At 61.4% G+C, this 22,003-nt stretch carries 18 protein-coding genes and 1 pseudogene; 9 read left to right on the forward strand and 10 right to left on the reverse strand.

Annotated elements, in window-relative coordinates; genetic code table 11:
• Nucleotides 1-155 precede the first annotated feature (155 nt).
• The 5 genes and pseudogenes from lon (at nucleotide 156) to cmoB (ending at nucleotide 5,456) form a co-directional block, all read left to right on the forward strand.
• Nucleotides 156-2,385: pseudogene (gene lon / locus HX873_RS05820) on the forward strand (endopeptidase La).
• A gap of 199 nt (nucleotides 2,386-2,584) precedes the next feature.
• Nucleotides 2,585-2,977 carry a protease inhibitor I42 family protein gene (locus tag HX873_RS05825; protein WP_003210413.1) on the forward strand — a complete coding sequence of 131 codons (393 nt, stop codon included), beginning with the start codon at nucleotides 2,585-2,587 and terminating at the stop codon, nucleotides 2,975-2,977.
• 1 nt (nucleotide 2,978) lies between these two features.
• Nucleotides 2,979-3,623, forward strand: a complete 645-nt coding sequence (locus HX873_RS05830) for a lysoplasmalogenase (RefSeq protein WP_177035654.1) — start codon at nucleotides 2,979-2,981, stop codon at nucleotides 3,621-3,623.
• Nucleotides 3,624-3,759: 136 nt separating this feature from the next.
• Nucleotides 3,760-4,503, forward strand: a complete 744-nt coding sequence (cmoA, locus tag HX873_RS05835) for a carboxy-S-adenosyl-L-methionine synthase CmoA (RefSeq protein WP_177122469.1) — start codon at nucleotides 3,760-3,762, stop codon at nucleotides 4,501-4,503.
• Entirely contained in the window at nucleotides 4,500-5,456 is a 957-nt protein-coding gene (gene cmoB / locus HX873_RS05840; RefSeq protein WP_177008181.1) for a tRNA 5-methoxyuridine(34)/uridine 5-oxyacetic acid(34) synthase CmoB, read from the forward strand. Before cmoA ends, cmoB begins: the two co-directional genes overlap by 4 nt.
• A 138-nt stretch (nucleotides 5,457-5,594) precedes the next feature.
• Here cmoB and tadA read toward each other — a convergent pair whose 3' ends face one another.
• The 10 genes from tadA to lptF form a co-directional block, all read right to left on the reverse strand.
• Nucleotides 5,595-6,086, reverse strand: coding sequence for a tRNA adenosine(34) deaminase TadA (gene tadA / locus HX873_RS05845; protein WP_003210422.1), 492 nt, complete (start codon nucleotides 6,084-6,086; stop codon nucleotides 5,595-5,597).
• The gene (locus HX873_RS05850; protein ID WP_087695164.1) at nucleotides 6,086-7,465 is read right to left on the reverse strand and encodes a multicopper oxidase family protein; all 1,380 of its coding nucleotides are present in this window, start codon (nucleotides 7,463-7,465) and stop codon (nucleotides 6,086-6,088) included. The genes tadA and HX873_RS05850 overlap by 1 nt, the downstream gene beginning before the upstream one ends.
• Before the next feature lie 219 nt (nucleotides 7,466-7,684).
• Nucleotides 7,685-8,428 (reverse strand): pyridoxine 5'-phosphate synthase, encoded by a 744-nt coding sequence (gene pdxJ / locus HX873_RS05855; protein ID WP_003210427.1) that lies wholly within the window; start codon nucleotides 8,426-8,428, stop codon nucleotides 7,685-7,687.
• Nucleotides 8,429-8,480: 52 nt separating this feature from the next.
• Entirely contained in the window at nucleotides 8,481-9,170 is a 690-nt protein-coding gene (gene recO / locus HX873_RS05860; protein ID WP_003210428.1) for a DNA repair protein RecO, read from the reverse strand.
• Nucleotides 9,171-9,334: 164 nt separating this feature from the next.
• Nucleotides 9,335-10,237 carry a GTPase Era gene (gene era, locus HX873_RS05865; protein ID WP_003210432.1) on the reverse strand — a complete coding sequence of 301 codons (903 nt, stop codon included), beginning with the start codon at nucleotides 10,235-10,237 and terminating at the stop codon, nucleotides 9,335-9,337.
• Nucleotides 10,230-10,919 (reverse strand): ribonuclease III, encoded by a 690-nt coding sequence (gene rnc / locus HX873_RS05870; RefSeq protein WP_003210434.1) that lies wholly within the window; start codon nucleotides 10,917-10,919, stop codon nucleotides 10,230-10,232. Before rnc ends, era begins: the two co-directional genes overlap by 8 nt.
• Before the next feature lie 147 nt (nucleotides 10,920-11,066).
• The gene (lepB, locus tag HX873_RS05875; RefSeq protein WP_003210437.1) at nucleotides 11,067-11,921 is read right to left on the reverse strand and encodes a signal peptidase I; all 855 of its coding nucleotides are present in this window, start codon (nucleotides 11,919-11,921) and stop codon (nucleotides 11,067-11,069) included.
• Nucleotides 11,922-11,926: 5 nt separating this feature from the next.
• Entirely contained in the window at nucleotides 11,927-13,726 is a 1,800-nt protein-coding gene (gene lepA, locus HX873_RS05880) for a translation elongation factor 4 (protein WP_003210439.1), read from the reverse strand.
• Between the two features lie 152 nt (nucleotides 13,727-13,878).
• On the reverse strand, nucleotides 13,879-14,958 hold the full coding sequence (gene lptG / locus HX873_RS05885) for an LPS export ABC transporter permease LptG (protein ID WP_003210440.1): 1,080 nt from the start codon (nucleotides 14,956-14,958) through the stop codon (nucleotides 13,879-13,881).
• A complete protein-coding gene (lptF, locus tag HX873_RS05890; RefSeq protein ID WP_008438514.1) occupies nucleotides 14,951-16,069 on the reverse strand; it encodes an LPS export ABC transporter permease LptF in 1,119 nt (372 codons plus the stop codon). Before lptF ends, lptG begins: the two co-directional genes overlap by 8 nt.
• Before the next feature lie 282 nt (nucleotides 16,070-16,351).
• On the opposite strand from lptF, the gene HX873_RS05895 reads away from it, so the two are divergent.
• From HX873_RS05895 to HX873_RS05910, 4 genes are all read left to right on the forward strand, one after another.
• The gene (locus HX873_RS05895) at nucleotides 16,352-17,842 is read left to right on the forward strand and encodes a leucyl aminopeptidase (RefSeq protein WP_177035651.1); all 1,491 of its coding nucleotides are present in this window, start codon (nucleotides 16,352-16,354) and stop codon (nucleotides 17,840-17,842) included.
• 51 nt (nucleotides 17,843-17,893) lie between these two features.
• Nucleotides 17,894-18,322: a DNA polymerase III subunit chi gene (locus HX873_RS05900; protein WP_102605183.1), complete on the forward strand. Its 429-nt coding sequence runs from the start codon at nucleotides 17,894-17,896 to the stop codon at nucleotides 18,320-18,322.
• A 7-nt stretch (nucleotides 18,323-18,329) separates the two neighbouring features.
• Nucleotides 18,330-18,734, forward strand: coding sequence for a DNA polymerase III subunit chi (locus HX873_RS05905; protein WP_177027932.1), 405 nt, complete (start codon nucleotides 18,330-18,332; stop codon nucleotides 18,732-18,734).
• Nucleotides 18,735-18,919: 185 nt separating this feature from the next.
• Complete coding sequence (locus HX873_RS05910; protein ID WP_177021376.1) at nucleotides 18,920-21,766, forward strand: valine--tRNA ligase; 2,847 nt, start codon at nucleotides 18,920-18,922, stop codon at nucleotides 21,764-21,766.
• Nucleotides 21,767-22,003: the final 237 nt, after the last annotated feature.

A 22,003-nucleotide genomic window follows, 5' to 3' on the forward strand; every position in this document is an offset into this window, starting at 1 on the left:
GACTGACAGACCGCCTTCGCGAGCAAGCCCGCTCCCACATTTGTTCAGCGGTGCTTTTGAAAATATTGTGCAATATGTTGCTATCTCACCCCACCCATTGAAACCACTGCCGACCCGCCCCATCTAACTTGCATACTTCCCTATGCAGGTGCCCCATGAGCGACCAGCAAGAATTCCCGGACATCGACCTCAACGACTACGCCGACCCGGAAAACGCTGAACACACTTCCGCCAACACTGGCTTGGCCCTCCCAGGGCAAAACCTGCCCGACAAGGTCTACATCATCCCGATCCACAACCGGCCTTTCTTCCCGGCGCAAGTGTTGCCGGTGATCGTCAATGAAGAGCCGTGGGCCGAAACCCTGGAGCTGGTGAGCAAGTCCGACCACCACTCCCTTGCCCTGTTCTTCATGGAAACCCCGCCTGAAGATCCGCGCCACTTCGACACCTCCAGCCTGCCGCTGTACGGCACCCTGGTGAAGGTGCNNNNCGCTCAACCCGCTGTACAGCGAAGAACTGAAGAACTACCTCAACCGCTTCAGCCCCAACGACCCGTCGCCGCTGACCGACTTCGCCGCCGCCCTCACCTCGGCCACCGGCACTGAACTGCAGCAAGTGCTGGACTGCGTGCCCATGCTCAAGCGCATGGAAAAAGTCCTGCCGATGCTGCGCAAGGAAGTCGAAGTCGCGCGCCTGCAAAAAGAAATCTCCGCCGAAGTGAACCGCAAGATCGGCGAACACCAGCGCGAGTTCTTCCTCAAGGAACAACTCAAGGTCATCCAGCAAGAGCTGGGGCTGACCAAGGACGATCGCAGCGCCGACGTCGAGCAATTCGAACAACGCCTGGTGGACAAGGTCCTGCCGACCCAGGCGCAGAAACGCATCAGCGAAGAAATGAACAAGCTGTCGATCCTGGAAACCGGTTCGCCGGAGTACGCGGTCACCCGCAACTACCTGGACTGGGCCACCTCGGTGCCGTGGGGCGTGTATGGCGAGGACAAACTTGACCTCAAGCACGCTCGCAAGGTGCTCGACAAACACCACGCCGGCCTGGACGACATCAAGAGTCGCATCCTCGAGTTCCTCGCCGTCGGCGCCTATAAGGGCGAAGTCGCCGGCTCCATCGTGTTGCTGGTGGGCCCGCCGGGCGTGGGCAAGACCAGTGTCGGCAAATCGATTGCCGAATCCCTCGGCCGGCCGTTCTACCGCTTCAGCGTCGGCGGCATGCGTGACGAGGCCGAGATCAAGGGCCATCGCCGCACCTACATCGGTGCGATGCCGGGCAAGTTGGTGCAAGCCCTCAAAGATGTGGAAGTGATGAACCCGGTGATCATGCTCGACGAGATCGACAAGATGGGCCAGAGCTACCAGGGCGACCCGGCCTCGGCCCTGCTCGAAACCCTCGACCCGGAACAGAACGTCGAATTCCTCGACCACTACCTGGACCTGCGCCTGGACCTGTCCAAAGTGCTGTTCGTGTGCACCGCCAACACCCTGGATTCGATCCCCGGCCCGTTGCTGGACCGGATGGAAGTGATTCGCCTGTCGGGCTACATCACCGAAGAAAAGGTCGCGATTGCCAAGCGTCACCTGTGGCCCAAGCAGCTGGAAAAAGCCGGCGTGTCGAAAAACAGCCTGTCCATCAGCGACGGCGCCCTGCGCGCCCTGATCGATGGTTACGCTCGCGAAGCCGGGGTGCGCCAACTGGAGAAACAGCTGGGCAAACTGGTGCGCAAGGCGGTGGTCAAGCTGCTGGATGAGCCGGACTCGGTGATCAAGATCGGCAACAAGGACCTGGAAGCCTCCCTGGGCATGCCGGTGTTCCGTAACGAGCAAGTGCTGTCGGGCACCGGTGTGATCACCGGCCTGGCCTGGACCAGCATGGGCGGCGCGACCCTGCCGATCGAGGCGACGCGCATCCACACGCTGAACCGTGGCTTCAAGCTCACCGGGCAACTGGGTGAAGTGATGAAGGAGTCGGCCGAGATTGCCTACAGCTACATCAGCTCGAACCTGAAGTCGTTTGGCGGTGACCCGAAGTTCTTCGATGAAGCCTTCGTGCACCTGCACGTGCCGGAAGGCGCCACACCGAAAGACGGCCCGAGCGCGGGCGTGACCATGGCCAGTGCGCTGCTGTCGCTGGCGCGTAACCAGCCGCCGAAAAAAGGCGTGGCGATGACCGGTGAACTGACGCTGACCGGGCATGTGCTGCCGATTGGCGGGGTGCGCGAGAAGGTGATTGCGGCGCGGCGCCAGAAGATTCACGAGTTGATCTTGCCGGAGCCTAACCGGGGGAGCTTTGAAGAGCTGCCGGAGTACCTGAAGGAAGGGATGACGGTGCACTTTGCCAAGCGCTTTGCGGATGTGGCGAAGGTGTTGTTCTGATAGTTATGTAGCGCCTGAGCTGGCCTCTTCGCGAGCAAGCCCGCTCCCACACTTGACCGAGTCCATGCTTTGGAATGCGGTCGAATGTGGGAGCGGGCTTGCTCGCGAAGAGGCCGGTGCAGCCAACACAACGCCATCTGTCATACCTTGTCTCATCTTCGGTTATGCTCGCCCTTCGTCGCCAAACAACGGAGCCCCCATGACCGCTGCCCGTCTGCTTCTCCCCCTGAGCCTTTGCCTGCTCGCCGCCTGCGCCAGTGCGCCGAAGCAAAACGTCACCGTGGAAAAACAGAGCGCCTGCCCGCTGCAACTCAAGACCGGGCAAAACCTGATCCTGACCCTGCCCAGCAATCCCACCACCGGTTACCGCTGGGCCATCCAGGACTCGGCCGGCGGCGTGCTGCGCAGCCTGAGCCCCGAGGTCTACAGCAACACCGACGACACCGGCGTGGTCGGCAGTGGCGGCCAATCCACCTGGCGCTTCCAGGCCTTCAACGCCGGCCAGGGCCGTTTGCGCCTCACCTCACAACAACCCTGGGAGCCGGAAGCTGAACCGGCCGAAACCTTCGACTGCGCCATTACGGTGAACTGATATGCCATGGATGATCCTTGCGTTGATGGGGGCGGTAACCTTTATCTACGGCCTGAGCACCCACGCCACCCTGCTCTGCCTGTTGGTAAAGCCATTGCCGGTACTGGCGCTGCTGGGCTGGCTGCATGATGCGCCGCCCACCGACTATCGACGCTGGATCAGCCTGGGGCTGATTTTTTCCCTGGTGGGCGATGTGCTGCTGGCCTGGCCCGGCGACCTGTTCATCTTCGGCCTCGGTGCGTTTTTGTTCGCGCACCTGGCGTACCTGAAAGCCTACTTGAGCGACTGCCGCCGCCCGGCCATTTTGCCGCTGGTGTTGGCGCTGGTGGTGGGTGCGATCTTGCTGAGCATCCTGATTTCCCATGGCCTGGGCCCATTGCTGGTGCCGGTGGTGGTTTATGCACTGGTGATCAGCGCGATGCTGTGGCGAGCGCTGGCACGATTGGGCAGCGATGTACCCAAGCGCTCGGCATACCTGGCGGCCGCAGGTGCGGCGTCGTTCGTGTTTTCCGACACGCTGATCGGGATCAATCGGTTTGTGGTGGCGTTTGAAGCGGCGCCGTATTTGCTGATTGTCAGCTACTGGCTGGGGCAGTGGGGCATTACGGCCTCTTCCTTTCCTCAGAAAAAAACCGTCAACCTGTAGGAGCTGGCTTGCCAGCGAAAAAACCCACAGTTGCCGCGTTCATCCAGAAAGTCCGCGTCATCGTTAACGAACATCGCCGGCAAGCCAGCTCCTACGCTAAAATGCCCGGCTTTCCCCCTTCGTCGCCGGAACAGCCGTGAGCAAAGAACCCGATCGCCTATTCGCCCAGCCCCTGCCCCAGGTGCCGGACTTCGCCTTCAACGAAGACGTGGTGCGGGTTTTCCCGGACATGATCAAGCGCTCGGTGCCCGGCTACCCGACCATCGTCGAAAACCTCGGCGTGCTCGCGGCGCAATTTGCCCAGCCCAATAGCGTGCTCTACGACCTCGGTTCGTCCCTCGGCGCCGTGACCCAGGCCCTGCGCCGTCACGTGCGCACCGACGGTTGCCGGGTGATCGCGGTGGATAACTCGGCGGCGATGGTCGAGCGTTGCCGCGAATACCTCAACGGCCAGGACTCGATGTTCCAGGAGTTGCTGCCGGTGGAGGTGATCGAGGGCGATATCCTCGCCCTGCAATTCCAGCCGGCTTCGGTAGTGGCGCTGAACTTCACCCTGCAATTTATCGCCCCCGAACAACGCCTGGCCTTGCTCTCGCGCATTCGCCAATCGCTGCTGCCGAGCGGCGCGCTGATCCTTTCGGAAAAGCTGCGCTTCAATGACCCGGAAGAACATGCGCTGCTCACCGATTTGCACATCGCCTTCAAGCGTGCCAACGGCTACAGCGAACTGGAAATCGCCCAGAAGCGCAGCGCCATCGAAAACGTCATGAAGCCCGACAGCCTCGAAGAACACCGCGAACGCCTGCTGGCGGCCGGGTTCTCGAAAGTCGTGCCGTGGTTCCAGTGTCTTAACTTTGCTTCGTTGATTGCCTTGCCATGATTGATCTGTCTCCCCTCGCCCGCCATCTGGTCGGCACTCCCCTGGCCGTATGGGCCCAGGGCCTGCAAGCGCAACTCGATGCAAAGATGGAAAAAGGCCATGGCGACCTGGAACGCTGGCAGAGCGCGCTGGATGCGCTGCCGAAGATCATGCCCAGTGAAATCGACCTGCTGAACGGCCTCGTGCTCGATACCGACTGCGACGACGACACCCGTGCGCAAATGCGTACTGCGCTGATGGGCCTTTGCCCGTGGCGCAAGGGCCCGTTCGATCTGTTCGGCGTGCACGTGGACACCGAGTGGCGCTCGGACTGGAAATGGTCGCGGGTCGCGCCGCACCTGGACCTCAAGGGCAAACGCATCCTCGATGTGGGTTGCGGCAACGGCTATTACATGTGGCGCATGCTCGGCGCCGGCGCCGACAGTGTGATTGGCGTTGACCCGAACTGGTTGTTCTTCTGCCAGTTCCAGGCGGTGCAGCGTTATCTGCCGACGCCCAAGGCCTGGCACCTGCCGTTCCCGTTTGAAGACCTGCCGTCGAACATGGAAGGCTTCGACACGGTATTTTCCATGGGTGTGTTCTACCATCGCCGCTCGCCCATCGAGCATTTGCTGGCGCTGAAGGATTGCCTGGTCAAGGGTGGGGAGCTGGTGCTGGAGACGCTGGTGGTTGAAGGCGATCAGCAGCAAGTGCTGGTGCCGGAAGACCGCTACGCGCAGATGCGCAACGTCTGGTTCCTGCCGTCGGTGCCGGCGCTGATGCTGTGGCTGCGACGCGCGGGCTTCAGTGAGGTGCGCTGTGTGGACGTGAGCGTGACCACGGTCGAGGAACAGCGCGGCACGGCGTGGATGAAGTATCAGTCCCTCAGCGACTTCCTGGACCCTGAAGATCACAGCAAGACCATCGAAGGGCTGCCGGCGCCGATGCGGGCGGTGATTGTCGCGAAGAAATAAGACTGCTGTTGTGTTGAAGAAATAAGACTGCTGTTGTGGCGAGGGAGCTTGCTCCTGCTGGAGTGCGCAGCGCTCCCCAGATTTTGGGGCCGCTACGCAGCCCAGCGGGAGCAAGCTCCCTCGCCACAGGGTATCGCGTCAGCCTTTGGCTCTTCGCGCCTTGAAGAACTCGCTCAACACCGTCCCGCACTCCTCGGCCAACACCCCGCCCTCATACAGCACCCGATGGTTGAGAAAGCCCTGGGTAAAAAACTGCCCCTGGCTTTGCACAATCCCGGCTTTCGGCTCCAGCGCGCCGTACACCACCCGGGCAATCCGTGAATGCACGATCAGCCCGGCGCACATGCTGCACGGCTCCAGCGTGACGTAGAGCGTACTGCCCGGCAGTCGATAATTACTGACAGCCTGAGCAGCGGCCCGAATCGCGACCATCTCGGCATGCGCACTGGGGTCGTTGCCGCTGATGGGGCAGTTGAAGCCGCGCCCGATTACTTCGCCATCCTGCACCAGCACCGCGCCCACCGGCACTTCGCCCAGCGCGGCACCCTGGGCAGCCAGGGCCAGCGCTTCACGCATGAAGTCCTGGTCGCGGCTGCGGTCGATAATCGCCGTGGGGCGAAACTGGCGCATCACGCCACCTCGATGGCGGCCATCAGGCCGGTTTCCATGTGGTCGATCACATGGCAGTGGAACATCCAGACACCCGGGTTATCCGCCACCAGCGCCACGCGGGCACGCTCGTTCTTGCCCAGCAGGTAGGTGTCGGTGAAGTACGGAATCACCTTGTGGCGGTTCGAGGCGATGACCTTGAAACTCATGCCGTGCAGGTGGATCGGGTGTTGGTACTGGGTCATGTTCTTCAATTCGAAAATGTAGCTCTTGCCCTTTGCAAGCTTGGCAATCGGGCGGTCGGCGCAGGTCTTGTCGGTGATGTCCCAGGCCTGGCCGTTGATCTGCCACAGGCTCGGTGGCTTATTGTCCACGTTCACCGAGACCGATCCAACCCATTCGAAATTGAAGTTGAGTTTCTCGGCATTGGCCAGGTCCGGCTCGGCAATCGGGTTCGCCGGCAACGCAGGCGGCCATTCGGTCGCCGTGTCGGTGCTGGCCACCGAGCGGAAGGTGCCCAGGCGTACCGGGCCGTTGCGGATCGACAATTCTTCACCGGCGGGCGGCGCCTTGATCGCCAGGCAGATGCGCATGCCAGGGCCGAGCCAGTATTCCTTGCCCAGCGGGCGCGGTTCGATGGGGTTGCCGTCCAGGGCATAGATCTGCGCTTCAACGTCGGGGATGTTGATGCGATAGGTCAGGGTGTTATCGAGGTTGAGCAGGCGCACACGGGTGATCTGCCCGGCCGGCAAATCAATCACCGCCTGGGACACGCCATTGATGGTCGACAGGCGTCCGGCGGTGCCGCCCCGGGCCGCTTCGCGGGGAATGCTGAAGGCGACAAAAGCGCCCTCTTCGTCCACGTGCCAGCTTTTCAGGCTCAGGGTGCGTTCGTGCTTGAAACCGGTGGGTTCGCGCTCCTCGATGATCAGCGGGCCCACCAGGCCACGGCCCAGTTCTTCGCTGCTGTTCACGTGGGGGTGATACCAATAGCTGCCGGCATCGGGCACGCGGAATTTGTAGTCGAAGTATTCGCCCGGCAGTACCGGCAATTGCGAGACATACGGCACGCCGTCCATTTCCAGCGGCAGGCGTATGCCATGCCAGTGGATGGTGGTGGCGACCGGCAGGTGGTTGATAAAGCGTACCCGCAGCCATTCACCCTGGCGCACTCGCAACTCGGTGCCCGGCGCCGAAGGGCCGAAGGCCCAGGCCTGGGTCTTGTGCCCCGGCACCAGCTCCACGTCCAGCGGCGCGGCGATCAGCTCGTAATCGTGCCCCGCCTCGGCCTCGGCCACCTTCCCGAGCCAGTAGCGATAGGCGCCACCGGCACCGACGCCCACCACCGCGAGACCGGCAAGACCACCCAGGATTTGTCGACGGGAAAACGATTGGGACACAACAACCTCACGTATCTGCCGCGGGTCCGAGACCCGCAAAGGGCAGATACCATACACCGGCATCACCTAAACAGTAAGGGTTCGCATTGCCACATGTGGGAGCGGGCTTGTGTGGGAGCGGGCTTGCTCGCGAAAGCGGCGTGTCAGACGATGCATGAGTAACAGACCCACCGCCTTCGCGAGCAAGCCCGCTCCCACATTGGATCTTCAGCGCTCTTTTTAATGTTTGGCGGCGGCCAGAATCAAGGCTTTCATCTCGGCGACGGCGCCTTTGAAGCCGACGAACAGCGCATGAGCCACCAGCGCATGGCCGATGTTCAGCTCGTTGATGCCCTTGATCGCAGCCACGGCTTCGACGTTATGGTAGTGCAGGCCGTGGCCGGCGTTGACGATCAGGCCTTCGCCCAGGCCGCAGTTGACGCCGTCGATGATGCGCTGTAATTCGTCGGCAACTTCGGTCGGCGTGGTCGCGTCGGCATAACGGCCGGTGTGCAGTTCGATGGCCGGGGCACCGACACGGCGCGAAGCTTCGATCTGGCGCTCATCGGCATCAATGAACAGCGAGACTTCACTGCCGATCTTCGACAGGCGCTCCACGGCAGCCTTGATCCGCGCTTCCTGGCCAGCCACATCGAGGCCGCCTTCGGTGGTCAGTTCCTGGCGGGTTTCCGGCACCAGGCAGATATGCGCCGGGCGGATGCGCTCGGCGAACGCCATCATTTCCTCGGTGACGCCCATTTCGAAGTTCATGCGGGTTTGCAGCACGTCCTTGAGCAGCAGCACGTCGCGCTCCTGGATGTGGCGCCGGTCTTCGCGCAGGTGCACGGTGATGCCGTCGGCGCCCGCTTCTTCGGCGTCCAGCGCGGCCTTGACCGGGTCCGGGTAACGGGTGCCCCGGGCCTGGCGCAGGGTGGCTACGTGGTCGATGTTCACGCCGAGAAGAATGCGATTGCTGGTGGTCACGAAAAGCGCTCCTGAAGAGGGAAGGAATCGCTGCACAGCATACACGGGGATGTCAGGGCTTTCGAAACAACTCGCGGCTGACCAGTGGTCGACCGCCCAGATGCACGGCCAGGGCTTGGCGCATCAGGCGCTTGGCGGCGGACAGGGCGCCGGGGGCGGTCCAGTCGGCTTCACTCATGGCGAGCAATTCGGTGCCCTGGAACAAGCCGGGTTGCAGCAGGTAGACCCGCTCCAGGCCTGCGTCCACTTGCAGGCGATACATGCCGTCGGCGGCGATGGGCTCGCCGTGCAGGTCGTTGCTCAGTTCGAAGCCGTAGCCCAAGTCATCCAGCAGGCGCCATTCGAATGCGCGCAGCAGCGGCTCCAGGGGACGGCCTTCGGCGAGGGCGAGCAAGGTGGCGGCATAATGATCGAAGACGCCGGGGTGCGGGTCTTCGGCGGGGAGCAGGCGGATCAGCAATTCGTTGAGGTAGAGGCCGCTGAACAGCGCCTCACCGTTGAGCCAGTTGGAGGCGCCGGCAGCTTCCATGCGGCCGACGTTCTTCAGCTCGCCGCGTCCACGAAACTCCACTTCCAGGGCCACGAAGGGCCGCGCCAGGGTGCCGGCCTTGCCGCGTGCACTGCGCAAGACCGCGCGCAGGCGGCCTTGGGGCGTGAGGAAGTCCACCAGGGCGCTGGTCTCGCGGTAGGCGCGGCTGTGCAAGACGTAGGCGGGTTGGCCGGTGGGTGGGGTTTGAGACATGGGGTTCTCGCTGCGGGAACACGGTCTGGAAAACAACGACTATCCAATGTTGGAGCGGGCTTGCTCGCGAATGCGGGGTGTCAGTCAACACATCTGGTGACTGACACCCCGCATTCGCGAGCAAGCCCGCTCCCACATTTGTCCTGCGGTGTTCCGGAGACCTGTTACAGGTCGCCGTAACCCAACGAACGCAACGCACGCTCATCATCGGACCAACCACCCTTAACCTTCACCCACAGGTTGAGCATGATCTTGGAATCAAACAGCAACTCCATGTCCTTGCGCGCTTCGGTGCCGATGCGCTTGATGCGCTCGCCCTTGTCGCCAATGATGATTTTCTTCTGGCCGTCACGCTCGACGAGGATCAGCGCATGGATATGCAGGGTCTTGCCCTGCTGCTTGAACTCTTCGATTTCGACGGTGATCTGGTACGGCAGCTCGGCACCCATCTGGCGCATGATTTTCTCGCGTACCAGTTCGGCGGCGAGGAAACGGCTGCTGCGGTCGGTGATCTGGTCTTCCGGGAAGAAGTGTTCGTTCTCCGGCAGGTAGCCAGCAATCACACGTTCCAGGGCTTCAAGGTTGTGCCCGTGCTGGGCCGAGATCGGCATGATCTGGGCGTTCGGCAGTTGTTCCTGCAGCCAGCTCAGGTGCGGCATCAGCTCGGCCTTGTCTTCGATGCGGTCGGTCTTGTTCAACGCGACGATCAACGGGCCGGTGACGTACTGCACGCGCTCCAGAACCATCTGGTCTTCGTCGGTCCACTTGGTGCGGTCGACCACGAAGATCACCACGTCGACGTCTTTCAACGCTGCCGAAGCGGTTTTGTTCATGTAGCGGTTGAGGGCCTTTTCGCCGCCTTTGTGCATGCCCGGGGTATCAACGTAGACAGCCTGTACGGCGCCTTCGGTCTTGATGCCCAGCATGTTGTGGCGGGTGGTCTGGGGCTTGCGCGAGGTGATCGCCAGCTTCTGTCCCAGGATGTGGTTCAGCAACGTGGACTTGCCCACGTTCGGACGGCCGACGATGGCAACATAGCCACAGCGAGTTGCGGTTGAATCAGTCATGGCCATTCTCCACGCCCAGGGCAATCAGTGCTGCAGCGGCCGCTACCTGTTCGGCAATACGACGGCTCACACCCTGACCTCGGCTTTTTTCATTCAGTAAGGTGATTTCGCATTCGACGAAGAAGACTCGGCAATGCGGTTCACCCTGGATATCCACCACTTCGTAACGCGGCAGGTCGCAACCACGGGACTGCAGGAATTCCTGCAGGCGGGTCTTTGGATCTTTGTTGGTGTCTACCAGCGTCAGGCTTTCGATTTCGGTCGACAGCCAGGCGACGACGCGCTCTTTCGCCGCTTCCATGCCCGCGTCGAGGTAGATCGCGCCGATCAGTGCCTCAAGGGCGTCGGCCAGGATCGACTCGCGACGGAAACCGCCGCTCTTCAGCTCGCCGGAGCCCAGGCGCAGGTAATCACCCAGGTCGAAACCACGGGCCAGTACAGCCAGGGTCTCGCCTTTCACCAGGCGCGCACGCAAGCGCGACAACTGGCCTTCGCGGGCCAGCGGGAAGCGATTGAACAGGGCTTCGCCGGCGACGAAATTGAGGATGGCATCACCGAGGAATTCCAGGCGCTCGTTGTTACGCCCGGCAAAACTGCGGTGTGTGAGGGCAAGGATCATCAATTCCTGATCCTTGAAGGTGTAGCCGAGCTGGCGCTCGAGACGGCTTAGAGAAACGCTCACGGTTTACCCACATTCAGTTCGAGGCACCGGTGGCCTGCGACGATTAACGCTGTGTTCAAATTCAAATCCTGGTGGTTGCTGCATGGGGCCTGGTTTTGTCCAAGCCCCAGAAAAGCATTCGGCGCTGTGTTCACAGCGCCGCATGGATTACTTGATCAGCCCGACCCGCGAGAAGTTCGGCAGGTGGCTGAGCTTGGGTTCCGGCCAACTCATCCATACCGCGAAGGCCTTGCCGACGATATTCTGGTCGGGGACCATGCCCAGCAGGTCCTTGGGAATATTCGGGTCATCCCAGTAGCGGCTGTCGTTGGAGTTGTCGCGGTTGTCGCCCATCATGAAGTAGTGCCCGGCAGGCACTGTCCACTGGTTGTCAGGCGGCGAACGGTAGCGGCTCATCTCCTTGCGGATTTCGTGCTCTACCGCCCCGAGTTTTTCCTGGTACAGCTCGGCGCTGCCCAGGGTGTTCGGCTCGGAGCCGATCAGTTTTTCTGCCACCGACTCGCCGTTGACGAACAGGCGCTTGTCGCTGGTGTAGCGAATCACGTCGCCCGGCAGGCCCACTACACGCTTGATGTAGTTGACGTTCGGGTCGCTTGGGTAGCGAAACACCATCACATCGCCGCGCTGCGGGTCACCGATCTCGATCACTTTCTTGTCGATCACCGGCAAGCGGATCCCGTAGGAAAACTTGTTCACCAGGATGAAGTCGCCCACGTCCAGGGTAGGTTTCATCGAGCCCGAAGGGATCTGAAACGGTTCCACCAGGAACGAACGCAGCACCAGCACGATGAACAACACCGGGAAGAACGACTTGCCGTATTCAACCAGCATCGGCTCTTTGTTCAGTTTCTCGATCACCGCCACATCGGGCTGGCTGACGCTGCCCTGATAGGACGCGATGGCTGCCCGGCGACGCGGGGCGAAGAACACCAGATCGAGCAACGCCAATAGACCGCAAACGGCAACGGCGATGACCAGCAACAGCGGGAAATTTAGTGACATAGGACCTAACTATCCAACCTGAGCACCGCAAGGAAGGCTTCTTGTGGAATTTCCACGTTACCCACTTGCTTCATGCGTTTTTTACCGGCCTTTTGCTTCTCGAGCAGCTTGCGCTTACGGCTGACGTCGCCGCCATAGCATTTGGCCAGTACGTTCTTTCTGAGTGCCTTGACGGAAGTCCGTGCAATGATCTGCCCGCCAATGGCGGCCTGGATCGCAACGTCGAACATCTGGCGCGGAATCAGTTCTTTCATCTTTTCGGTCAACTGGCGACCTTTGTAGTGCGCGTTGTCCTTGTGCACGATCAGCGCCAGGGCATCCACCTTGTCGCCGTTGATCAGTACATCCAGCTTCACCAGATTAGCTGATTGGTAACGGTCAAAATGGTAATCCAGCGAAGCATAGCCGCGGCTGGTGGATTTGAGACGGTCGAAGAAGTCCAGGACCACTTCGTTCATCGGCAAATCGTAGGTCACTTGCACCTGGGTACCGAGGAACAGCATGTCGTGCTGTACGCCACGCTTTTCGATACACAGGGTAATGACGTTGCCCAGATGCTCTTGCGGCACAAGAATATTGGCCCGCACGATCGGTTCGCGCATGTCTTCGATGGAAGACAGATCCGGAAGCTTGGACGGGTTGTCGACGTAAATCGTTTCACCGGTTTTCAGCGCCAGTTCAAAAATAACCGTCGGCGCGGTGGTGATCAGATCCAGGTCGTATTCGCGCTCGAGGCGCTCCTGGATGATTTCCATGTGCAGCATGCCCAGGAACCCGCAGCGGAAACCGAAGCCCAGGGCGTCGGAGCTTTCCGGGGTGTACTGCAACGACGAGTCGTTGAGGGTCAGCTTCTGCAGGGCTTCGCGGAAATCCTCGAAGTCGTCGGAGCTGACCGGGAATAGGCCGGCGTAAACCTGCGGCTGGATGCGTTTGAAGCCCGGCAGCACGTCGACGTCAGGGGTGGAGCTCAAGGTCAGGGTGTCACCTACCGGTGCACCGTGGATGTCCTTGATACCGGCGATGATGAAGCCTACTTCGCCGGCTTTCAGATCAGTGGTAGCCGTGTGCTTCGGGTTGAATACACCGACGCTGTCCACCAGGTGGATCTTGCCGGTGGACTTGACCAGGATCTTGTCGCCCTTCTTCACACGGCCGTGGCGTACGCGTACCAGGGAAACAACACCCAGGTAGTTGTCGAACCAGGAGTCGATGATCAACGCTTGCAGCGGATCTTCGTAGTTGCCGGTGGGGGCTGGAATGGTCTTGACCAGGCGCTCGAGCACCTCGTCGACGCCCAGGCCGGTCTTGGCGCTGCACTCGACGGCGTCGGTGGCGTCAATGCCGATGATCTTCTCAATCTCTTCCTTGACGCGGTCCGGATCGGCCTGTGGCAGGTCGATCTTGTTCAGCACCGGCATCACCTCCAGGCCTTGCTCGATGGCGGTGTAGCAGTTGGCCACGGACTGGGCTTCAACGCCCTGGCCCGCATCCACTACCAGCAACGCACCTTCGCAGGCCGCCAGGGAACGGCTGACTTCATAGGTGAAGTCGACGTGACCCGGGGTGTCAATGAAGTTGAGCTGGTACTTGATACCGTCTTTGGCGGTGTAGTACAGGGTTACGCTGTGGGCCTTGATGGTGATCCCGCGCTCGCGCTCGAGGTCCATGGAGTCCAGCACCTGGGCTTCCATTTCACGCTCGGCAAGGCCGCCGCACATCTGGATGAATCGATCGGCCAGCGTCGACTTGCCATGGTCAATGTGGGCGATGATGGAGAAATTGCGGATATGACTCAAATCACTCACGGATCAACACTCAAAAAGGCTGCAGGCAGACTGCCCGCTGAAAAATAGCCGGGAATTGTACCTGATGCGCAGACCAGACGTCATCCATGGCGACCAAGAACAAAAATGCCCCGGTCGTTCGAACGGGGCATTTTTTGTTCATAAGCGCGGGCTCAACCGGCCCGACGCAACAGCCAGAAGCCGGCCACGGCGCAGATGGCGGTCGGCACCAGCACCGCAAACAGCGGCGAGAAACCGAATACCAGGCTGGACGGCCCCAGCAGGTCCTGGGCGATACGAAAGGTGAAACCCACCAGTACGCCGGTAAACACGCGCTGGCCGAGGGTCACGGAACGCAACGGGCCAAAGATGAACGAGATCGCCATCAGCACCAGCGCAGCCGTCACCACCGGCTGCAACACCTTGACCCAAAACGCCAGCCAGTAACGGCCGTTGTTCAAGCCCTGGTCCTTGAGGTAATGGATATACCCCCACAGGCCGGAGATAGGCAGGCTTTCCGGGATCATCACCACGGTATTCAGCAATTCGGGCTTGAGGGAAATATCCCACTGCTCCGTCGGCACATTGATCACTTCGGTGGTCGATGCCGCACCCTTGCCGATATCACGGAAATAGGTGGTGGTCACATCGCTCAGTTGCCACTTTTCGTCGGCGTACTGTGCACGTTTGGCGAAGCTCGACGACAGCAGGTGACGTTCCTTGTCGAAGTGGTAGCGGGTGACACCCACCAGCAAGCCACCCGGCTGCACGGCGTTGATGTGGATAAACTCCTCACCCTGGCGGTGCCACAGGCCATGCTTGGAGCTCTGGGCGTCGCCCGAACCCTGGGCCAGGGCACGATTGGCCTGGGCCGTGGACTCGGCGGGAGGCGCCACGTATTCACCGATCAGCACGCTGACCACCATCAGCAACAGCATGGGCTTCATGACCGCCCACACGATGCGACCGATGGAAACACCCGCCGCGCGCATGATGGTCAGCTCGCTGTTGCTGGCCAGGCTGCCCAGGCCGATCAGGCAGCCGATCAGCGCAGCCATCGGCATCATGTCGTACAGGCGACGGGGCGCCGTCAGCGCCACGTAGCTCAGGACGTCGGTGACGGTGTAGGTATCGCTGACGTTGCCGACTTCATCAATGAAGGCGAACAACGAGGCCAGCCCCAGAATAATGCCCAATACCGCAAGGATTGCGACCAGGACGCTGCTACCAATGTAGCGGTCGAGCTTAACCACGGGCCATCTCCTTCACGCTGCGACGACTCCGCATCTTCAACCGCATCGGTTCCCAATAAAGCAGCCCCAGGCCAATGGCCAGGAAGACCCCGTGGACCCACCACAACCCAAGGGCCGGCGGCAGTTTGCCCTTCTCCAGGGAGCCGCGGGCGGAAATCAGGATGGTCAGGTAAGCCATATAAAGCAGGATCGCCGGCAGCAGCTTGAGGAAGCGGCCCTGGCGCGGGTTGACCCGGGACAGCGGCACTGCCATCAAGGTCACGATAAACACCAGCAACGGCAGGGAAATCCGCCATTGCAGCTCGGCGATCGAACGCAGTTCCTTGCTGCCGATCAGGTCTGGGGTCGGGATCGCGTCGCGGTCGGTGACCTCATCGCTGACATCCGGCCGGGCCAGCATCACGCCATAGGTGTCGTACTTGATTGCGCGGTAATCGGCCTGACCGGGGCTGCCGTCATAGCGATAGCCATCTTCCAGGATCAGGTAACGGCTGCCATCCGGACGCACTTCCTGGCGCCCCTTGTCGGCCACCAGAATCGAAATACCACGGTCTTTCTGGTTCTGGCCGAGGTTTTTCTGGGAGATGAACACCCCTCCCAGGTTGGCACGGTCATCCGACATTTGCTCGGTATAGGTCACCCGGGTGCCGTCGTTGAGCGCTTGGAAGCGGCCCGGCTCCAGGGTGTCGAATTCGGTCATGGCGTCCTGTTTGTTCAGCACCAGCTGGAACTGCAGGGCACCCTGGGGTGCCAGGCTCAAGCTCAGCCAGGCCACCACCAGCGCGATACCGGTGGCCGGAACCATGGTCATGGCCAGCAAACGTTGCTGGCTCATGCCGGTGGCCGACAACACGGTCATTTCGCTTTCAAGGTACAAGCGGCCGTAGGCCAGCAGAATCCCGAGAAACAGGCCCAATGGCAGGATCAACTGCAGGAAGCCCGGCAGGCGAAAGCCCATGATCAGGAACAGCGAACCCGGATCCAGGGCACCCGAGGCAGCCTGGGCGAGGTATTTGACGAAGCGACCACTCATGATGATGACCAGCAATACCGCACTCACGGCACTCAGGGTCAACAGGACTTCGCGGGATAGATAACGGAAGACGATCAAACCAGACACTCCAGGGTTGTCAGGCTAAGGCGGCCAAACAAGCAAGCATATCGAGTCGACCCATTGCTGCAGGCCGGCTAAAAAGATGGCGCATTATCCTGTGATTGACCGCACCTGTCACGGAGCTTGCTCATACGCGTGCACAAAGCTGCCCGCAAGGGTTGTCAGGCTCGGGCGGCGAGGTTCAAACTGCGGCCTTTGTCGCGGGCGGCCTACAGGCTGCCAAGCTTACAAGCCGGAGTACAGACTCCTGGCTCACTGACCTTTATAAGGGACCCGAAAATGGAACTGGTTGTAAAAAGCGTTAGCCCCGAAACGTTGAAAACCGCCACCCTCGTGGTCGCTGTCGGCGAAGGCCGCAAGCTGGGCGTTGCCGCCAAGCAACTGGACGAACTGAGCGGCGGCGCCATCAGCGCAGTCCTCAAGCGCGGCGACCTGGCCGGCAAGGTCGGCCAAAGCCTGCTGCTGCAAAGCCTGCCTAACCTTAAAGCCGACCGCGTATTGCTGGTGGGCGTTGGTAAAGACGCCGAACTGGGCGACCGTCCGTTCCGCAAGATCATCGCCGGCATCCTCAACACCCTCAAGGGCCTGGGCGGCACCGACGCGGCCCTGGCGCTGGACGAAGTCGTGGTCAAGGGCCGCGACAGCTACGGCAAGACCCGCCTGCTGGCCGAAAGCCTGCTGGACGGCGGCTACGTCTTCGACCAGTTCAAGAGCACCAAGGCCGAACCCCGCGCCCTGAAGAAAGTCACCCTGCTGACCATCAAGGCGGCCCAGGCTGAAGTCGAACGCGCCGTGACCCACGCCCAGGCCATCGCCGGCGGCATGGCGTTCACCCGTGACCTGGGCAACCTGCCACCGAACATCTGCCACCCAACCTACCTGGGCGAGCAAGCCAAGGCGCTGGGCAAGGAATTCAAGGGCCTGAAAGTCGAAGTCCTGGATGAGAAGAAGATCAAGGAACTGGGCATGGGCTCGTTCTATGCCGTGGGCCAGGGCAGCGACCAGCCGCCACGCCTGATCGTGATGCAATACAACGGCGGCAAGAAGTCCGAGAAGCCATTTGCCCTGGTCGGCAAAGGCATCACCTTCGACACCGGCGGCATCAGCCTCAAGCCGGGCCTGGGCATGGACGAGATGAAGTACGACATGGGCGGCGCCGCCAGCGTGTTCGGCACCCTGCGTGCCGTGCTGGAACTCAAGCTGCCGATCAACCTGGTGTGCATCCTGGCCTGCGCCGAGAACATGCCGAGCGGCGGCGCGACCCGTCCGGGCGACATCGTCACCACCCTCAGCGGCCAGACCGTGGAAATCCTCAACACCGACGCCGAAGGCCGCCTGGTGCTGTGCGACGCCCTGACCTACGCCGAGCGCTTCAAGCCGCAAGCCGTGATCGACATCGCCACCCTGACCGGTGCCTGCGTAGTTGCCCTGGGCGCCCACACATCGGGCCTGCTGGGCAACAATGACGAACTGATCGGCCAACTGCTCAGCGCCGGCCAGGCTGCAGACGACCGCGCCTGGCAACTGCCGCTGTTCGATGAGTATCAGGAACAGCTGGACAGCCCGTTCGCCGACATCGCCAACATTGGTGGCCCGAAAGCCGGCACCATCACTGCGGCGTGCTTCCTGTCGCGTTTCGCCAAGAACTTCAACTGGGCGCACCTGGACATCGCCGGCACTGCCTGGACCAGCGGCGGCAAGGACAAGGGCGCCACTGGCCGTCCGGTTCCATTGCTGACCCAGTACCTGCTGGACCGCGCCAAAGCCTGAAACTGAAGATCCCCGGGCGCCTGTAAAGCCGCCCGGGGCTCAGGAACCGCAATGACCCAAGTCGACTTCTATATATTGCCCAGCGCCGATCCTTCCGCGCGCCTGGACTTTGCCTGCAAGCTCACCGAAAAAGCCTGGCGCATGGGCCACCGTATCTACCTGCATTGCAGCGATGCCGCCCAGCGTGACGACCTCGACGCCCGCCTGTGGCGCTTCAAGGGCGAAAGCTTCGTGCCCCACGGCCCCGCCGAATCAGAGCCGGAAGGCCTGGTGGTACTGGGTTTGGGCGACAGCTGTGGCGATCACACAGACCTGCTGGTCAACCTTGACCTGAAAGTACCGGCCTTCGCCAAGGGTTTCGCCCGCGTGGCGGAAGTGGTGGTGGAAGACCCGGCTATTCGTCAGGCCGCGCGGGAGAGTTTCCGTTTCTACCGCGAACAGGGCTATTCTCTGCAAGATCACCGGCTACAACGACTTTGAGCACACGATGGACACTCCAAACCCGCTAAAAGACTCTGACCACCTGCTGGACGACCTTGAGTCGATCCGCAAGCTGCTCGGTGATGATGACCTGCAACCGCCATTGCTGACCGATGCGGTCAACGGTGACGTACAAATTCCCCTGCTGTTCGATATGGTGGGTGGCAAGCCGGTTACGCCGGAACCTGTCGAAACGCCCGCGGTGCAAGCTGCGCCGGCTGCGGCTGTTGCCGTACCTGCCGCCGAAAAAGCCCCCGACGCCCTGCTGCTGCACCTGGACAACGAACTGCGCGCCGCCGCGCAACTGATCATGCAAGACGTGATCGACGATTTTGCCCCGCATATCGAAACCGAGATCAAGCGCCGGCTGGATGCGCGCATGGAACGGTTGTTGAGCCAGTACCAGAACTAAGGCTGACACATATCCCCTGTGGGAGCGGGCTTGCTCGCGAAGGGCGTGAACGATAACGCGTACATCCTGAATGAACGCGCCGCCCTCAGGTTTTTCGCGAGCAAGCTCGCTCCTACCCCTCTCCCCTATCCCCCGTTATACTTGTCGGCTTTCCTGAATTAATGCCAACTAGGGTCCCGCCGCGCATGGATAAGACCTACCAGCCGCACGCTATTGAAACTTCCTGGTACCAGACCTGGGAGTCCGAGAATTATTTCGCTCCGCAAGGCGCGGGCGATGCCTACACCATCATGATTCCGCCACCGAACGTCACTGGCAGCCTACACATGGGCCATGGCTTCAACAATGCGATCATGGATGCCCTGATTCGTTTCCGCCGCATGCAGGGTCGCAATACCCTATGGCAACCAGGTACAGACCACGCCGGTATCGCCACCCAGATGCTGGTGGAACGCCAACTGGAAGCCACCGGCCAGAACCGTCACGACCTGGGCCGCGAGAAATTCCTCGAGAAAATCTGGGAATGGAAGGATCAGTCCGGCGGCAATATCAGCCGTCAGATCCGTCGCCTGGGCTCGTCCGTCGACTGGAGCCGCGAGCGCTTCACCATGGACGACGGCCTGTCGGAAGCCGTGAAGGAAGCCTTCGTGCGCCTGCATGAAGACGGCCTGATCTACCGCGGCAAGCGCCTGGTCAACTGGGACACCAAGCTGCACACGGCGATTTCCGACCTTGAAGTGGAAAACCACGACGAGAAAGGTTTCCTGTGGAACCTCAAGTACCCGTTGGCTGACGGCGCCAAGACCGCCGAAGGCAATGATTACCTGATCGTCGCCACCACCCGTCCGGAAACCATGCTCGGCGACGCCGCCGTCGCGGTCAACCCGAATGACGAACGCTACCAGGCGCTGATCGGCAAGTTCGTCGAGCTGCCGCTGGTTGGCCGTCGCATCCCGATTATCGCGGACGACTACTGCGACCCTGAATTCGGCACCGGCTGCGTGAAAATCACCCCGGCCCACGATTTCAACGACTACGAAGTCGGCAAGCGCCACAACCTGCCGCTGCTGAACATTTTCGACAAAAACGCCGCTGTCCTGCCGGCCTGCCAGGTGTTCAACCTCGACGGCACGCTGAACGAGAGCATCGACGGCAAGATCCCGGCTGAATACGCCGGCCTCGACCGTTTTGAAGCGCGCAAGCAGATCGTTGCCGCCTTCGACGCCGCCGGCCTGCTGGTGAGCGTTGACGACCACGGCCTGAAAGTGCCGAAGGGCGACCGCTCCGGCACCATCATCGAGCCCTGGCTGACCGACCAGTGGTACGTGTCCACCAAGCCGCTGGCTGAGCCGGCGATCGCTGCCGTGGAAGACGGCCGCATCGCGTTCGTGCCGAAACAGTACGAAAACATGTACTTCTCGTGGATGCGTGACATCCAGGATTGGTGCATCAGCCGCCAGCTGTGGTGGGGCCACCGGATTCCGGCCTGGTACGACGAGTCGGGCAAGGTCTACGTGGGCCGCGACGAAGCCGAAGTACGTGCCAAGCACAACCTTGGCGCGGACGTGGCGCTGCAACAGGACAACGACGTACTGGACACCTGGTTCAGCTCGGGCCTGTGGACGTTCTCCACCCTCGGCTGGCCGCAACAGACCGAATTCCTGAAGAAATTCCATTCCACCGACGTGCTGGTCACCGGCTTCGACATCATTTTCTTCTGGGTTGCCCGGATGATCATGCTCACCATGCACTTGGTGAAGAACGAAGACGGCACCCCGCAGGTACCGTTCAAGACCGTGTACGTGCACGGCCTGGTGCGTGATGGCCAGGGCCAGAAGATGTCCAAGTCCAAGGGCAACGTCCTGGACCCGCTGGACATCATCGACGGCATCGACCTGGAAACCCTGGTGCAGAAACGCACCTCGGGCCTGATGCAGCCGAAACTGGCGAAGAAGATCGAGAAGCAGACCCGCGACGAGTTCGCCGATGGCATCGCCAGCTACGGCACCGACGCCCTGCGCTTTACCTTCTGCTCGCTGGCGTCCACCGGTCGCGACATCAAGTTCGACATGGGCCGCGTCGAAGGCTATCGCAACTTCTGCAACAAGATCTGGAATGCCGCGCGCTACGTGCTGGATAAAGGCGAAGACTGCGGCCAGAACGGCGAGGCCATCGAGCTGTCCCTGGCGGACCGCTGGATCATCTCCCAGTTGCAGCGCACCGAAGCCGAAGTGACCCGTCAACTCGACCAGTTCCGCTTTGACCTGGCGGCACAGGCCCTGTACGAGTTCATCTGGAACCAGTATTGCGACTGGTACCTGGAACTGTCCAAGCCCGTGCTGTGGGACGAGAACTCGCCGATCGAACGTCAGCGCGGCACCCGTCACACCCTGGTACGCGTGCTGGAAGTGGCGTTGCGCCTGGCGCATCCGTTCATGCCGTTCATCACCGAAGAAATCTGGCAGCGCATCGCGCCGCTGGCCGGCAAAGACGGCAAGACCATCATGCTGCAACCTTGGCCGGTGGCCAACGAAGCCCGCATCGATGAGGCGGCCGAAAGCGATATCGAGTGGCTCAAGACCCTGATGATGGGTACGCGCAACATCCGCGCCGAGATGAACATCGGTCCGGGCAAGCCACTGGCCGTGTTCGTGAAGAATGCCAGCAGCGAAGACCTGCGTCGCCTCACCGAGAACGACGCGCTGCTCAAGAAGCTGGCGAAGCTGGAGTCGATCACCGTATTGGCCGCTGGCGAAGAAGCACCGCTGTCCGCCACCGCACTGGTGGGCGAGATGGAAGTGCTGGTGCCGATGGCCGGCCTGATCGACAAGGGTGCCGAACTGGCGCGCCTGGACAAGGAAATCCTGCGCCTGCAAGGCGAAGTGCAGCGGGTGGGCGGCAAGCTGTCCAACGCGGCGTTCGTCGACAAGGCTCCGGCTGAAGTGATCGAGAAAGAACGCGCCAAACTGGCTGAGGCTGAACAGGCTTTGGGCAAGCTGGCGGAGCAACACGCGCGGATTTCCAGCCTGTAAGGGGCTGCCCGTGCGGAAAAAGAGACCTTCGGGTCTCTTTTTTTTGCTTGGAAAAACACCGCTGTTTCTCTTTGGAAACCCGACCAATGTGGGAGCTGGCTTGCCTGCGATGGCATCGCCTCGGTCTGGCAGATACACCGAGTCACCTGCATCGCAGGCAAGCCAGCTCCCACATTTGACCGAGTTCGACCAAGGAATGTGTGACAATACCCACCACTTTTGAAACAAACGCAGAAT

It is taken from the genome of Pseudomonas sp. P7758 (genome assembly GCF_013386485.1).
Taxonomy (GTDB): domain Bacteria; phylum Pseudomonadota; class Gammaproteobacteria; order Pseudomonadales; family Pseudomonadaceae; genus Aquipseudomonas.